Annotated in this window: 10 protein-coding genes and 1 pseudogene; 5 read left to right on the top strand and 6 right to left on the bottom strand. The window is 71.8% G+C overall.

All coding sequences use genetic code 11. The features are described 5' to 3' along the window. Positions 1-124 precede the first annotated feature (124 nt). Positions 125-2,419, top strand: a complete 2,295-nt coding sequence (locus tag AB0877_RS25515) for a TRAP transporter fused permease subunit (RefSeq protein WP_366612001.1) — start codon at positions 125-127, stop codon at positions 2,417-2,419. Further along, on the top strand, positions 2,416-3,423 hold the full coding sequence (locus AB0877_RS25510; protein WP_366611999.1) for a TAXI family TRAP transporter solute-binding subunit: 1,008 nt from the start codon (positions 2,416-2,418) through the stop codon (positions 3,421-3,423). The genes AB0877_RS25515 and AB0877_RS25510 overlap by 4 nt, the downstream gene beginning before the upstream one ends. A 9-nt stretch (positions 3,424-3,432) precedes the next feature. Here the strand turns inward: AB0877_RS25510 and AB0877_RS25505 are convergent, their stop codons facing one another. After that, positions 3,433-3,969, bottom strand: coding sequence for a hypothetical protein (locus tag AB0877_RS25505; RefSeq protein WP_366611998.1), 537 nt, complete (start codon positions 3,967-3,969; stop codon positions 3,433-3,435). Beyond that, positions 3,970-5,872: pseudogene (dnaG, locus tag AB0877_RS25500) on the bottom strand (DNA primase). A 113-nt stretch (positions 5,873-5,985) separates the two neighbouring features. On the opposite strand from dnaG, the gene AB0877_RS25495 reads away from it, so the two are divergent. Further along, complete coding sequence (locus tag AB0877_RS25495; protein ID WP_366611996.1) at positions 5,986-7,191, top strand: low temperature requirement protein A; 1,206 nt, start codon at positions 5,986-5,988, stop codon at positions 7,189-7,191. A gap of 7 nt (positions 7,192-7,198) precedes the next feature. Here the strand turns inward: AB0877_RS25495 and AB0877_RS25490 are convergent, their stop codons facing one another. Genes AB0877_RS25490 through AB0877_RS25480 form a run of 3 tightly spaced genes read right to left on the bottom strand, consistent with a single transcriptional unit; the run spans position 7,199 to position 9,665 of the window. After that, the gene (locus tag AB0877_RS25490; RefSeq protein WP_366611994.1) at positions 7,199-8,047 is read right to left on the bottom strand and encodes a siderophore-interacting protein; all 849 of its coding nucleotides are present in this window, start codon (positions 8,045-8,047) and stop codon (positions 7,199-7,201) included. A gap of 15 nt (positions 8,048-8,062) precedes the next feature. Next, on the bottom strand, positions 8,063-9,328 hold the full coding sequence (locus AB0877_RS25485) for a deoxyguanosinetriphosphate triphosphohydrolase (protein WP_366611992.1): 1,266 nt from the start codon (positions 9,326-9,328) through the stop codon (positions 8,063-8,065). Next, positions 9,318-9,665, bottom strand: a complete 348-nt coding sequence (locus AB0877_RS25480) for a VOC family protein (protein ID WP_366611990.1) — start codon at positions 9,663-9,665, stop codon at positions 9,318-9,320. The genes AB0877_RS25485 and AB0877_RS25480 overlap by 11 nt, the downstream gene beginning before the upstream one ends. A 253-nt stretch (positions 9,666-9,918) precedes the next feature. Between AB0877_RS25480 and AB0877_RS25475 the strand changes: the two genes are divergently transcribed. Continuing rightward, entirely contained in the window at positions 9,919-10,419 is a 501-nt protein-coding gene (locus AB0877_RS25475; protein WP_366611988.1) for a roadblock/LC7 domain-containing protein, read from the top strand. 42 nt (positions 10,420-10,461) lie between these two features. Here the strand turns inward: AB0877_RS25475 and ppdK are convergent, their stop codons facing one another. Then, positions 10,462-13,170 carry a pyruvate, phosphate dikinase gene (ppdK, locus tag AB0877_RS25470; RefSeq protein ID WP_366611986.1) on the bottom strand — a complete coding sequence of 903 codons (2,709 nt, stop codon included), beginning with the start codon at positions 13,168-13,170 and terminating at the stop codon, positions 10,462-10,464. A gap of 316 nt (positions 13,171-13,486) precedes the next feature. Between ppdK and AB0877_RS25465 the strand changes: the two genes are divergently transcribed. Beyond that, positions 13,487-15,154: a beta-N-acetylhexosaminidase gene (locus AB0877_RS25465; RefSeq protein WP_366611984.1), complete on the top strand. Its 1,668-nt coding sequence runs from the start codon at positions 13,487-13,489 to the stop codon at positions 15,152-15,154. The last annotated feature ends 2 nt before the right edge of the window (positions 15,155-15,156 follow it).

Genomic DNA, 15,156 nt, shown 5'->3' with positions numbered 1-15,156 from the left:
GTCCGACACCCCTGCACGCATTTATTCGCCGGCGGCCGGCCGATCACCCCGGTTTCCGGACCACCGACGGCGAAACGCCGATCGATGCCCCACCCGTCAGCCAATCGACGTGTATCGTCCTTTTGTGCCGCCCATCAGCTCGCCCGATGGTTCCCAGTCACGTGCCCTACCAGCCAACTCCTCCGTTGAGGGGCCCGCAGCGAGCCCCGCCGGGCCGCCCCGACCGCGACCTGACGCCGAGCCGACCGAGCCGAGCGACCCGACCGACCCGAGCGGCCCGAGCGACCCGACCGAGCCGACCGAGCCGAGCGTCGCCGAGCAGGCGACTCGGGACCTGGCCGCCCAGTTCGAGGACGAGAAACCAGGGCGGGTGCTCTCCGGGCCGGCGGGTCTGCTCCTCACCGGGGCGGCGCTGGCGGTCGGCGCTCTCGCCCTGTGGCAGGTGTTCCGCCCCCTGTCGCAGGGCAGCAAGTATTACCTGATCATCTTCCTGGCCGGCGTACTCCCGCTGGTCTTCCTCGCCTACCCGGCCGAGCTGCGACTGCCGGCCCGCCTACGCGCCCGACGACCACGCGCCCGACGACCACGCGCCAACCGGGCCGAGGCCACCGGGAGCGACAGCGACAGCCGCGTCCCGGCACCCGCGTCGACGCGGCCCACGGTGACCGACTGGGCGTTGAGCGCCCTGGCGGTTGCGGCCTGCCTCTACCCCGTCCTGCCGATCCGGATCGGCAGCGGTGGCGGCGGCTACAACGCGTTCCTCGATCGGCAGGGTCTGCTGGCGGCGACGGATCTGGTGCTGGGCACCGTCCTGCTGCTCCTGCTGCTCGAAGCGTGCCGACGTGCCACCGGTTGGATCCTGCCGGCGGTCTGCCTGCTGTTCCTCGGCTACGGCTACTACGGCGGGTTGTTGCCGCAGTCCTGGCCGGTCGCGCACGCCGGGCTCGACTTCAGTCAACTGGTCGACGCGTTCTACAACTCCGACAGCGGGTTCTACGGCACGCCGCTCGACGTGGCCGCCTCGTACATCGTGCTGTTCACCATCTACGGCGCGGTGCTGGAGTTGTCCGGGGCCGGGCGGTTCTTCGTCGAGTTGTCGGCCGCGGCGTTCCGACGTTCCCGGACCGCCGCCGGCCGGACGGCGGTGGCCTCGGGTTTTCTGCTCGGCACCGTCTCCGGCTCCGGCGCGGCGACGACGGTGAGCATCGGCGCGGTCACCTGGCCGCTGCTGCGCCGCGCCGGCTACCCGCCGGAGCGGGCCGGCGGCATGTTGGCCGCGGCCGGGGTGGGCGCCATCCTCTCCCCGCCGACCCTGGGTGCGGCGGCGTTCATCATCGCCGAGTACCTGGGCGTGTCGTACCTCCAGGTGCTGGGCTGGGCAACGGTGCCGACGGTGCTCTACTACCTCGGCATCCTGCTCGCCGTGGAGATCGACGCCCGCCGCTCCGGCGTACGCCCGGTGGTGATCGACGTCGGCTCGCCCTGGCGGCTGCTGGCCCGGTTCGGCTACCACTTCGCCTCCCTGATCGCCATCATCGTGTTCCTCGCCATCGGTTTGTCCGCGACGCGCGCCGTCGTGTTCGCCATCGTCCTCGCCGTCGTGCTCTCCTACCTGGACCGCACGCATCGACTCACCCCGGGCCGGCTGGTGACCGCGCTCGTCACCGGCGTACGCGGCGTCCTCGCCGTCACCGCGGTCTGCGCCGCCGCCGGCATCATCACGGCGACCACCACGAAGACCGGCCTCGGCCCGCAGGCGGCAGCGTTGCTGATCGGCGGGGCGCAGGCGGCCACGTCGGACCCGACCCTGGTGCTGGTGCTCACCGCGCTGCTCGCCGCCGTCGCGCTCAGCCTGCTGGGCCTGGCCGTGCCGGTCACCGCGTCGTTCGTGATCGGTTGGGTGATCGTCGGTCCGGCCCTGCTCGACCTGGGCGTCACCGCGCCGGCGGCGGCGATGTTCGTCTTCTACTTCGCGGTGCTGTCCGAGGTGTCCCCACCGACCGCGCTCGCCGCGGTGGCCGCCGCCGCGGTCACCGGCGGCCGGCTGGTGCCGACCATGTGGCAGACCCTGCGGTACGCGCTGCCGGCCTACCTGACCCCGATCGCGTTCGTCATCACGCCGGCCGGGCTCGGTCTGCTCGGCATCGGTGGCGTCCAACGGATCGCCTTCGCCGCCGGCGTCACCGCGCTCAGCGTGGCGGTGCTCGCCGTCGCCGCCGGCGGTTGGCTGCCCGGTGTGGGCCCGGCCGGCGTGCCGGAGCGGGTGCTGGGCGCGCTCGCCGGCGTCACATTGCTCTGGCTCGAACCCGTGCCGGTCACGGTCGGCACGGCGCTGGCCGCCGTGGCGGCGGTGGGTGTCCTCGTCCGACGCGGATCCGCCAGCCGTTCATCGTCCGATCCTGTGGAGGAACAACTGTGAGACGAATCGACGTACGGCTCGCGGCGGGCCTGGGCGTGCTCGCCCTCGTCGCGGGTTGCGGAGGTCAGCAGGGCGGCGCGGCCACCGACGACACGGCCAGCGAGGTCACCTGCGAAGTGACCAAGGAGACCCGCGTGGGCATCGCCACCGGCAACGCGACGGGCGTCTACTACGTGGTCGGCAACGCTCTGGCCGGGCAGTTGTCCGGGGCCACCGGCGGCAAGCTCACCGGCACCGCCGCCGAGACCGGCGCCTCGGTGCAGAACGTCGAGCAACTGGTCGGTGGCCAGTACGACGTGGCGTTCTCACTGTTCGACACGGCGGTCAACGCGGTGGAGGGCACGGGCAGCTTCACCGCGCCACAGCCGGTGCAGGCGCTGACCCGCATCTACGACAACTACACCCAGGTGGTGGTCCGCAACGACTCGCAGATAACCTCGGTGGCCGACATGCGCGGCAAGCGGATCTCCACCGGCTCACCGAAGTCCGGCACGGAGGTGATCGCGAACCGGCTGTTGCAGGCCGCCGGTCTGGACCCGGCGAAGGACATCCGGGCGCAGCGACTGGACCTCACCAAGACTGTCGAGGGGATCAAGGACGGCAGCGTCGACGGCTTCTTCTGGTCCGGTGGTCTGCCGACCGGTGGCATCACCGACCTGTTCACCACGGCCGGGGGCTCGGTGAAGTTCGTCGACATCGCACCGTTGCTGCCGAAGATGACCGCGCTGAGCCCCGGCTACCAGGAAGGCACGATCGGCCGGGACGCGTACAAGACGGCGAGCGACACCCCGACCATCGTCGTACCCAACGTGCTGCTGGTCCGCAAGGACCTGGACGCCAACGTGGCCTGCGCGATCACCAAGACGGTGTTCGACAAGCGCGACGCTCTGGCCCAGGCCAACCCGGCGGCCAAGGGGATCTCGCTGGAAAAGGCCCGCAGGACGCTGCCGGTGCCGCTGCACCGGGGCGCCGAGAAGGCGTTGAAGGACCTGGGCGCGAACTGACCCGACCGGTCAGCCGTCGGCCGGCGCGGTGGCGGCGCGGGCCACACCGACCAGCCGGTCGGTGTCGGCGAGCACGGCCTCGTCGTCGGTCGGGGTGCCGGGGTCGAGTCGGACCGTCCAGGTCAGACCGTCGACCCCGGCCACGCGTCGGGCCGCGACCCGCGCCGCGCCGCCGGGCACCGGCTGGTGCTCGGTGTACGCGACCGAACGGGTCACCCGGGCCCGCACCTGGTGCGGCAACTCCCCCGGGTCGAGCAGCAGGTACGTCTCGGCCGGCCCGTCGGCGACCACGGTGTAGCCGTCGCGCTCGACGACGGGCTCGGCGGGGGTGACCGTCAACTCCCGGCCGGACCAGACCGCCTTGAGGATGGTGTGCCAACCGAACCGGTGCCCTCGACCGGGCAGCCACAACCCGAGATTGGTGGCGACCACCACCCCGTCGCCCTCGCCGTTTCCGGCTGCGGCCCAGGCGAGCACCCGCTCGTCAGCGTCCAGCGGCGGCCGGTCGGCCGGCGGCAGCTTCGGCTTGCGGCTGAACAGTCCCATCTAGAGGCCTCCCGCAGCCTGCTCGCGCAACGCCCGGGCGTGCTGCTCCAGGGACAGCAGCTCACCGAACGCGGCGAAGTACTCGTCCTTGTTGTTGACCGGGTTGATCCGCTGGATGCGTGACTTGAGGTCGCGGACCCGGGCGGTCACCGACCCGAACTGCACGCGGGCCATGGTGATCGACACGTAGCGCGGGTCCGGTTCGCCGTCGATCCGCAGTGGTTCGACGGCCAACTCACCGACCAGCGCCGCGGCCGCCAGGTCGTCGCAGGCGTCGCGGACCGACTCGATCCAGACCGCGCCGCCGGTCGCCGACGCGGCACCACCGGCCGCCGCGATGGCCGTACGCACCGCGACGTGCACCGGGTGGCGGTATTCGGTGGCCTCGACCGTGTCGAACATCGGCCCGGCCAGGACCGGTTGCTGGAGGGCGAGTTTGAGCGCCTCCCGCTCGACCATCGACTGCGGGCTGTCCACCGCCGGTTCGGGGCGGGCCGGGGTCGGCCGGGCGGCGGGGGTGGCCTCGCGGGTGCCGGACGGCGCGGTGTTGCCGGCGGCGAGCACCGCCCGCTGCACCGGCTCGATCTCCATGCCGAGGTCCATGGCGAGCTTGCGGACGTACTCCGGGCGTTTCTCCCGGTCCTTCAGGCGCGCGACCAGCGGCGCGGCGTGGCGCATCGCCTCGACCCGGCCGTCGACGGTGTCCAGGTCGAAGCGGCTGATCACGTGCCGCAGCGCGAAGTCGACGAGCGGCTCGCGGCGGGCGACCAGGTCACGGACCGCCAGGTCGCCCTTGGCCAGCCGCAGGTCGCACGGGTCCATGTTGTCGGGGCTGACCGCGATGAACGTGCGCCCGACGAAGCGCTGGTCGTCTTCGAAGGCGCGCAGCGCGGCCTTCTGCCCGGCGGCGTCACCGTCGAAGGTGAAGATGATCTCGCCGGCCACCTCGTCGCTGTCGAACAGGAGCCGGCGCAGGACGGAGATGTGGTCCGCGGCGAAGGCGGTGCCGCAGGTCGCCACCGCGGTGGTCACCCCGGCCAGGTGGCAGGCCATCACGTCGGTGTAACCCTCGACGATCACCGCCCGACCCTGCTTGGCGATCTCCCGCTTGGCCTGGTCGATGCCGTAGAGCACCTGCGACTTCTTGTAGATCGGCGTCTCGGGGGTGTTCAGGTACTTCGGGCCGTCGTCGTCGTCGAAGAGCTTGCGCGCGCCGAAACCGATCACGTCGCCGGCCAGGTCGCGGATCGGCCAGAGCAGCCGGCGGCGGAACCGGTCGATCAGCGAGCCCGACCGGGCCTCCCGGGACAGCCCGGCGGTGACCAGCTCCTGGTGGGTGAAGCCCTGCTGGCGCAGGTGCTTGGTGAGCGGGTCCCACCCCTCCGGCGCGAATCCACAGCCGTAGCGCTCGGCGGCGGCCCGGTCGAAGCCCCGGCGGGCCAGGAACTCCCGTGCCGGCCGCGCGCCGGCGGTGCTCAGTTGCGCGCTGTAGAACTCGACGGCGGCGGCGTGCGCGGCGACCAGGCGCTGCCGCTGGCCCTGCTGTGGTCGGGGGCGCGGGGCGCCCTTGTCGTCCTCGATGTAGCGCAGTTGGATGCCGGCACGACCGGCCAGCCGCTCGACGGACTCCACGAAGCTGAGATGGTCGGCGTCCATCAGGAACTTGATCGCGTCCCCGCCGGCCCCGCAGCCGAAGCAGTACCAGACGTTGCGGGCCGGGGACACGTTGAACGACGGACTCTTCTCGTCGTGGAACGGGCACAGGCCCTTGAGGTTGCCGCCGCCGGCGGACTTCAGGGTGACCGTCTCGGAGATCACATCCCCGATCGAGGTGCGTTCCCGGACCAGTGCGATGTCCTCGTCCCGGATCCGCCCAGCCATGCGCCACCCCCTCGCCGTACATCCTGCCCTGCCGGACCGACGACACGCCGGCCGGGGGACGCCGGTGTGGCGGCGGCCGCTACCGGCTGGGCGGTTCCGGCCCGCCGGCCGGGTCCGCGCGGGGACCATGACCAGATGCGCCGGGTACGCAGCCAAGCCCCCCGCCTGCCGAGATGGCTGGCCGGCCGGGTCGGGCTACCCGATCAGACCCCGGGTGCGGACGAGGCCGGACACCGCCACGCCACCTGGCTGGAGCTCTTCCTCGACCTCATCTTCGTGTACGCGCTGGCGGCGGTGGTGGCGCGGCTGGGTGACGAGCCGAGCCCGTCACCGACCGACGTACTGGCCGTGACCGGGCTCTTCGTGGTGATCCAGTGGGCCTGGATGGGACAGGTCTACTACGACACCCGGTTCGACCCGGACGACGCGCTGCACCGGGTGCTGGTGCTCGTCGCGCTCGTGGGCGCGGGCGCGATGACGCTCGGGGTCGACGAGGTTCCGGAGAGCGTCCTCCTGCCCATCGGGTACCTGATCGTGCGGGGTGTGCTGCTCCTGCTGTACCTACGTGCCCGTTCCACCAGCCCGATGGCCCGGATGGTGACGACCATCTACCTGATCGGCTTCGGGTCGGGCTGGTTGATCTGGTTGGTGTCGCTGATCGTGCCCACCGAGCTGCGGCCCGTCCTGTGGATCGTCGCGATGCTGATCGAACTGGCGACGCCCTGGGTCGGGGCGCGGTGGCTCAACCGCTGGCCGGTGGACAACAGGCACCTGCCGGAACGGATCGGGCAGTTCACCATCATCGTGCTGGGTAGCGCGCTGGCCAGCCTGCTCTTCGCCGTGCCGGACCATCCCCCGCCCCACATGATCCTCACCGCCGCGTTGGCCTTCCTGATCCCGGCGGCCGTCTGGTGGGTCTACACCACCTTCGTCACCACCCGCCTGCTCCAGCCCCGGCTACGCGGCGGCCAGGCGTACAGCTACCTGCACATTCCGCTGGGCGGTGCGCTGCTGCTGCTCGGCTGGTCGCTCGGGCAGGTGGTCCGGCTGGTCGACGACAACGCCAACCACCTGCCGTTGGAGTTGCGGCTGCTACTCGGCGCGTCGATGGTGATCTGGACGCTCTGCGGGCTCGCCCTCTACTGGCTCTGGGCCCGGCCGAGCCGCGCCCGGCTGGCGATCGCCGTCTACGGGGTGGTCTCGGTCTCGCTGATCACCGCGAGGGTGCACCAGCCGAGGCTGATGCTGTCGCTGCTCTCCCTGGCCGTCGTCGGGTACGCCGTCCTGGTCAGCCGACGACTGGCCAAGGCCGGCCAGGCGAACCAGACGCCCGAGGGATGAGCGGCGCTCAGGCCACCCCGGCCGGCTCGGCGACGCTCGTCTCCTCGGCCGCCACCTGCTGGTTCCAGTCGGCCTTGGTGGAACGCCAGCCCTCGTCGTCCATGCCGCGCCGCCAGTAACCGGAGATGGAGAGCCGGTCGAGGGGTACGCCCCGCTCGCCGCGCAACAGCCGGCGCAACTCCCGGACAAAGGCGGCCTCACCGTGCACGAACGCGTGCACCTGGCCACCCGGGAACTCCAACGCGCGGACCGCCGCGACCAGCGCCTCGCCCACCGGGCGTCCGCCGCGGTGCAGCCAGGTCACCTCGACCGCCCCCGGGCTGAGCAGCTTCTGCTCCTCCGCCGGGTCGGCGATCTCCACGAAGACGTGGGCCGGGGCGCCCAGCGGAAGGCGCTCCAGCGCGGCGGCGATCGCCGGCAGGGCGCTCTCGTCACCGACCAGCAGGTGCCAGTCCGCGTCCGGGTCCGGGGCGTACGCGCCGCCGGGGCCGACGAAGTGCACCGGATCGCCGGGACGCAGCGCGGCGGCCCACGGGCCGGCCAACCCCTCGTCGCCGTGGTGCACCACGTCGACGGTCAGCTCCCCGGCCAGCGGATCCCAGCGCCGCACCGTGTACGCGCGCAGCCGGGGCCACTGCTCCCGGGGCAGGTCCCGGCGGATCGCGGCGAGGTCCAACGGCTGCGGGTACGCGACGTTCGGCTGCGGGAACACCACCTTGATGTAGTGGTCGGTGAACTCGCCCACCGGTAGGCCGACCAGTTCGTCCCCACCGAGGACGAGCCGGATCAGGTGCGGGGTGGGCCGCTCGGTGCGCAGCACCCGGGCCGAGGTGACGTTCCTGGGGCGTTCCGTCATGTCGGTTAGGTTAGCCTAAGTTGGCTGGTGGTCGGCCGGGGGTGTCCCCTTGCCGACCAGGCGGGTGTGCCAGGTCACCGCCGCCGGGTCGGTGAGCGAGGCGACCTGGTCGATCACCACCCGCAGTCTGGCCCGGTCGTCCGGGGCGGCCCGCCACAGCGGGACGAAGATCGGGTCGAGCCCCTCCGGGGCACGCCGGACCAGCGCGGCGACCAACTCCGCGAGCATCGTCCGCTGCCGCTCGTAGCGGCCCCGGAAGCCGCTGCGACGCATCACGTACCGCAACGCGATGCCCTTGAGCAGCGCGCACTGCGCCCGCACCAGGCGGGGCACCACCAGGTCGGCGGCGTAGCGGCGGTGCGGGCCCGGACCGAAGCGCTCCTCCGTCGCCGCCACCGCCGCGGACACGAACAGCCCGGTCACCCCGCTGGTGGTGGCCTTCAACGCGACCTGCGCGCGATGGCTGCCGTCGTAGCCGGCGAGCGGGGCGAGCAGCGGACCGGCCAGCAGATCGACGAGCACCTCGGCCAGGTCCGCCGCCGACTCCCCGGAGTAGGCGGCGGCCACGTCGGCGCAGAGCGCCGCCCGCTCGTCGGGGTCGGTGAGCAGCGGGTGCAACGTGACATAACCACCGTGGATGCCGTCCTCCACGTCGTGCACCGAGTACGCGACGTCGTCGGCCCAGTCCATCACCTGGGCCTCCAGGCACCGCCGGTCGCCGGGTGCGCCGGCCCGGATCCAGTCGAAGACGGCCGCGTCGTCGGCGTACACCCCGAACTTGCGCTCCCCCGGCCGGCGCGGCCAGGGGTACTTGCCGATCGCGTCCAGCGACGCCCGGGTCAGGTTCAGCCCGGCGGACGAGCCGTCCGGGGCGAGCACCTTCGCCTCCAGGCGGGTCAACACCCGCAGGGTCTGCGCGTTGCCCTCGAAGCCGCCGCACGGCGTGGCGAGCAGATCCAGCGCGGCCTCGCCGTTGTGCCCGAACGGCGGGTGCCCGAGGTCGTGCGCGAGCCCCGCGACGTCCACCACGTCCGGGTCGCAGCCCAGCCGGGAACCCATCTCCCGGGCGATCTGGGCCACCTCCAACGAGTGGGTCAGCCGCGTACGCAGGAAGTCGTCGGTGCCCGCGGTGTGCACCTGGGTCTTGGTGGCCAGCCGGCGAAACGCCGCCGAGTGCAGCACCCGGGCCCGGTCGCGCTCGTACGGCGACCGGCGATGCCCGGTGTCCTTGGGCGGCTCCTCGACCAACCGGGCTTCCGCCGCCCCCGGCTCACTTCCCACGCAGGACGCAGAACTCGTTGCCCTCGGGGTCGGCCAGCACCGTCCACTCGACGTCGCCCTGGCCGATGTCGACGTGTCGGGCGCCCATGTCGACCAGGCGCTCGACCTCAGCCTCCAGATCGGCGGGGCGCAGGTCGAGGTGCAGCCGGTTCTTGCGCTCCTTGCCCTCCGTCACCGGCACGAAGACCAGGCCGGGCAGGCGGTCGGCGGACCGGCGGATCTCCACCTCGTCGGGCTTCTCGGTGACGACCTGATAGCCGAGCGCCTCGGCCCACCAACGGGCCAGTCGGGCCGGATCGCGGGCGTCGACAGTCAGGCTCTCCCAGACACTCGTCATGCAGTCACCTCTTCCCGTTCGACGCGGCGCCCAATCGGCCGTGTGCGAGCGAGCCAAGGTTACGCCCGCCACCACTGCCCGACCCGCTCACGACGCATCGACGAACGGCACACAACCACCGATTGGCCCCCAGTTGCCGACCGATCGCCGAGGGTTACGGTCTCGCGGACGGAAGTCGCCACCGGTAGCGTTCCCAGCGCGGAACGTGACGAGCCGACTGACACGCAGAGCCAACCGGTGAGGGGTAACGCTCGTGGACGCAGACACGGTGGTGGGACCGGAGCTACGCGGGCTGCGCCAGCGCCGACCCGACATCGCCGGCACGGTGCTCGCGGGCACCGACGGCCTGCTCATCTCCAGCGACCTACCGAGCACCGACGCCACCCACCTCGCCGCGCTCGCCGCCGCGAGTTTCGGGCTCGGGCACCGGGTCGCCGACACCGTCCGGCGTGGTGAGTTCCGGGAATCGGTCGTGTGCACCACAGCGGGCTGCGTGGTCACCTACCCGGCCGGGCGCAGCGCCCTGCTGACCCTCGTCACCGCATCGGCGGCGGACGACCTGGAGGCGCTGCACGCGGAGGCGCGGGCGGTGGCCCGTCGGGCAGGGTCGTTCCTGGACATTCGCGGCGGGGGCATCGGCGCGACAGCCGTACCGGACGCGCACGCCCCGCTGGCCACGCGTACCCCGATGGCGACCCTGCCGGCGCAGTTGCGCCGATCGTCCCGACCGACCTGGCGTCGTCCGCCGATCTGAGCGCCGGCGGCGGCCGGGTGACCGGGCCGCCGCCGGCGTGCGTCAGCGGCTGTCCGACCCGCCGGTCTCCACGACCGCCCGACCGGCCTCCAGCCGAGCCACCGGCACCCGGAACGGCGAACAGGACACGTAGTCCAGGCCGACCTCGTGGAAGAAGTGCACCGAATCCGGGTCACCGCCGTGCTCACCGCAGACACCGAGCTTGAGGCCGGGGCGGGCGGCCCGGCCCTCCTCGGCGGCGATCCGCACCAACCGGCCGACACCGTCCCGGTCGATCGACTCGAACGGCGAGATGCCGAAGATGCCCAACTCCAGGTAGCGCCAGAAGAACGCGCCCTCGACGTCGTCGCGGGAGAAGCCCCAGCCCATCTGGGTCAGGTCGTTGGTGCCGAAGGAGAAGAACTCGGCGGCCTCGGCGATCTGCCCGGCGGTCAGGGCCGCCCGGGGCACCTCGATCATGGTGCCGATCAGCACCTCGACCCCGCTCTCCCCGACCACCTCGGCGATGATCTTCTCGGCCTCGGCGCGAACCGTCTCCAACTCCTGCACCGCACCGACCAGCGGCACCATGATCTCCGGGCAGGCGGTGCCACCCGCCCGGGTGACCGCGACGGCCGCCTCGGCGATGGCGCGGACCTGCATCGCGAACAGGCCGGGGATGACCAGGCCGAGGCGTACGCCCCGCAGCCCGAGCATCGGGTTCTCCTCGTGCATCCGCCGGACGGCGGCCAGCAGCGCCTCCTCCTTGGCCACGTCCTCGCCGCGTTCCTGCGCGACCGCCACGTTGACGGCGAGCTGCTCCAACGGCGGCAGGAACTCGTGCAACGGCGGGTCGATGAGCCGGACGGTGACCGGCAGGCCGTCCATCTCGCGGAAGATCTCCTCGAAGTCGGCCCGCTGCAACGGCAGCAGCGCCGCCAGCGCCGCCTCCCGCTCACCCGGAGCCCGGGCCAGGATCAGCCGCTCGACCAGCTCCCGTCGGTCACCGAGGAACATGTGCTCGGTGCGGCACAACCCGATGCCCTCGGCGCCGAAGCGCCGGGCCCGGGCGGCGTCCGCGCCGGTGTCGGCGTTCGTGCGGACCGCCAGCCGCCGCTTGCCGTCGGCGTGCGTCATGATCCGGTGTACGGCCCGGACCAGCGCGTTGTCGACGTGCTCGGGGTCGAGGCTGCCCTCGAAGTACTGCACGACCTCGGAGGGCATGACCGGCACCTCGCCGAGGTAAACCTTGCCGGTGGTGCCGTCGATGGACACCACATCGCCCTCGGCGACGGTCTGGCCGGCGACCGTGAACCGCTTCGCCGGCACGTTCACCTCGATCTCGTCGGCACCGGAGACGCAGGTCTTGCCCATGCCCCGGGCCACCACCGCGGCGTGACTGGTCTTGCCGCCGCGCGAGGTGAGGATGCCCTTCGCGGCGATCATGCCGTTGAGGTCGTCCGGGTTGGTCTCCCGGCGCACCAGGATCACCGACTTCCCCTCGGCGGCCAGCTCGACGGCCCGGGCGGAAGTGAAGACCACAGTGCCGGACGCCGCACCCGGCGACGCGCCGATGCCCGTGGCGACCGGCTGGAACTCGTGGTCGAGTTGGAAGCGCGGGAACATCAGCTGGGCCAGTTGCGCGCCGTTGACCCGGTGCAGCGCCTCGTCCAGGTCGATCAGGCCCTCGTCGACGAGCTGCCCGGCGATGACGAACGCGGCGGCGGCGGTGCGCTTGCCGACCCGGGTCTGCAACATCCACAGCTTGCCGCGTTCGATGGTGAACTCGATGTCGCAGAGATCCCGGTAGTGCTCCTCCAGCCGGGCCATGATCCCGAGCAGCTCGTCGTAGGACGCCTTGTCGAGCTGCTCCAGCTCCTGCAACGGCACCGTGTTGCGGATGCCGGCGACCACGTCCTCGCCCTGGGCGTTGGCCAGGTAGTCGCCGTAGATGCCCTGCGCGCCGCTGGCCGGGTCACGGGTGAACGCGACACCGGTGCCGGAGTCGGGCCCGAGGTTGCCGAAGACCATCGTCACCACGTTGACCGCGGTGCCCAGCTCGGCCGGGATGCGCTCCTGGCGGCGGTAGAGCACGGCGCGCTCGGCGTTCCACGACTCGAAGACCGCCCGGATGGCCAGGTCGAGCTGTTCGCGCGGCTGCTGCGGGAACTCCCGGCCGGTGTGCTTCAAAAAGATCTTCTTGTACGCGTCGACCAGCCCACGCAGGTCGTCGGCGTCGAGATCCAGGTCGTTGTGGGTGCCCTTGGCGTTCTTGGCCTCGTCGAGCGCGTGCTCGAACTCCTCACCCGGCACCTCGCAGACGGTCTTGCCGAACATCTGGATCAGTCGCCGGTAGGAGTCCCAGGCGAACCGCTCGTTGTTGCCGGCCTGGGCTGCGAGTCCGTCGACGCTCTGGTCGTTGAGGCCGACGTTGAGGACGGTCTCCATCATGCCGGGCATGGAAAACTTGGCACCGGAGCGGACGGAGACCAGCAGTGGGTCCTGCGGGTCACCGAGGCGCTTGCCCATCGCGCGCTCCAGCGACTCCAGGTGCGCCTCGATCTGGTCGGCGAGCCCGGCCGGCTCCCGTCCGGTGGCGAGGTACGCCTGGCACGCCTCGGTGGTGATGGTGAAGCCGGGCGGAACGGGAAGGCCCAGGTTGGTCATCTCGGCGAGGTTCGCCCCCTTGCCGCCGAGCAACTCCTTGAGCTCCTTGTTGCCCTCGGAGAAGTCGTAGACGTACTTGTGATCGACGGTCTCTTGCGCTGCCACCAGAGCCTCCACAACACACGCGCCGGACTGACACTTAACGAAGGTTCAGTTTTCTTCTTCCCCGGGACGGACCGCCGGTAATCCCGGGGTCGACGTCGATCGGTGGGCGAAGGTTAAGCGACCATCGAGTGACCTGGGACCGTTCGGTGACAATTGGCACAGCTATCACGACTATCCGTGTTCGTACCGGTTTTTGGGAACGCTTCCATGCGCACCATCACGCATCCCGGCCGAGCGTCGTACGCTTGACGCCACGCCAGCCGGTGAACCTCACTTTTGCCATAACCGACGCGAATACACCCCCGGAGTCGCCGCCGTGTCGACCACCTCCTCCCCCGGCCCCACCCCCGTCCCCGCGCCCCGGTCGACGGGAGAGCCGGACGCGGCCACGCTGGCCCGCACGGCCGAGCAGACCGCGGGCGCGTTGCTGGCCCCGGCCGCCCCCCACCGGCTGACCGATGTCGTGCCCGCCCCACAGCAGGTCCAGCCGGACCCGACCGCCGACTGGGCGCTGCACGCCGAAGCCGTCATCGTGTCCAGCGCCGACCCCGCCGCGTTGGCGGTCGCCGAGCAGCTCGCCCAGCTCCTGCGCCCGGCCACCGGCTACCCGCTGCCGGTCACCGACGCCACCACGCCGGAGCCCGCCGGTGGCATCGCGCTGGTGCTCGACGACCGCACCGACCTCGGCGCGGAGGGCTACCGCCTCGACATCGCCACCGACGGGGTGAACGTCACCGCAACCACCGCCGCCGGCCTCCATCACGGCGTACAGACACTGCGCCAACTGTTGCCAGCGGCGATCGAGAGCCCCACTCCGGTCACCGAACGGTGGGTGCTGCCCGGCGGGACCATCACCGACGCACCCCGGTTCCCCTACCGGGGCGCGATGCTCGACGTCGCCCGGCACTTCTTCGCCGTCGAGGACGTGCTGCGGGTGGTCGACCACCTGGCCCGATACAAGCTCAACCACCTGCACCTGCACCTCACCGACGACCAGGGCTGGCGGATCACCGTCGACTCCTGGCCCAAGCTGACCAGCATCGGCGGCACGACCGAGGTCGGCGGCGGCCCCGGCGGGCACTACACGAAGGCCGAGTACGCGCGGATCGTCGCCTACGCGGCAGCCCGCCACATCACCGTCGTCCCGGAGATCGACCTCCCGGGGCACACCAACTCCGCGCTGGTCGCGTACCCGGAGCTGGCACCGGACAAGATCGCCCCGCCGCCGTACACCGGCACCGAGGTCGGCTTCAGCTACGTCGACCCCGCCGACGAGCGCACGTACGACTTCGTCGCCGACGTGCTGGGCGAGGTGGCCGCGCTCACCCCCGGCCCCTGGCTGCACATCGGCGGCGACGAGGCGTTCAAGGTCAAGGGCGAGGTCTACACCGGCTTCGTCGAGCGGGTCCAGCGCATCGTGGCCGACCTCGGCAAGACCGTCGTCGGCTGGCACCAGCTCGCGCCGGCCGCCCACCTCGACGGGCGGGTTCTGCAGTGGTGGGGCACGAACGGCGAAGACCCCACCACCGTCGACGCCGTCCGCCGGGGCGCTCGGCTGATCGTCTCCCCCGGCAACCACGCCTACCTGGACATGAAGTACGCCTCGGACACCCCGATCGGGCACGACTGGGCCGGCCTCATCGACGTGCGGAAGGCGTACGACTGGGATCCGGGCACGCACGTCGCCGGCGTACCCACCGAGGCGGTTCTCGGTGTGGAGGCCCCGCTCTGGACCGAATCGGTCACCTCGCTGGCCGACATCGAACTGCTGCTCCTGCCCCGCCTCCCGGCCATCGCCGAGTTGGGCTGGTCACCCCGGGCACGCCACGACTGGGTCGACTTCCGCGACCGCCTGGCCGGCCAGGGCCCGCGCTGGGCAACGGCCGGGATCACCTTCCACCGCGCACCCGAGATCCCCTGGCCCACCACGCCGGCACTTCCCGCACCACGCGACGCGAACCTCGAAACCACGTCCGATCGCTAGCG

Source organism: Micromonospora sp. NPDC047644, from assembly GCF_040704315.1.
Lineage (GTDB): Bacteria > Actinomycetota > Actinomycetes > Mycobacteriales > Micromonosporaceae > Micromonospora.
This window is presented reverse-complemented; position numbering and strand designations above follow the sequence as displayed.

Bases quoted from the DNA above. Each gene is read 5' to 3' on its own strand.
- AB0877_RS25505 (WP_366611998.1), bottom strand. From the start codon at position 3,969: ATGGGACTGTTCAGCCGCAAGCCGAAGCTGCCGCCGGCCGACCGGCCG.
- AB0877_RS25495 (WP_366611996.1), top strand. From the start codon at position 5,986: ATGCGCCGGGTACGCAGCCAAGCCCCCCGCCTGCCGAGATGGCTGGCC.
- AB0877_RS25490 (WP_366611994.1), bottom strand. From the start codon at position 8,047: ATGACGGAACGCCCCAGGAACGTCACCTCGGCCCGGGTGCTGCGCACC.
- AB0877_RS25480 (WP_366611990.1), bottom strand. From the start codon at position 9,665: ATGACGAGTGTCTGGGAGAGCCTGACTGTCGACGCCCGCGATCCGGCC.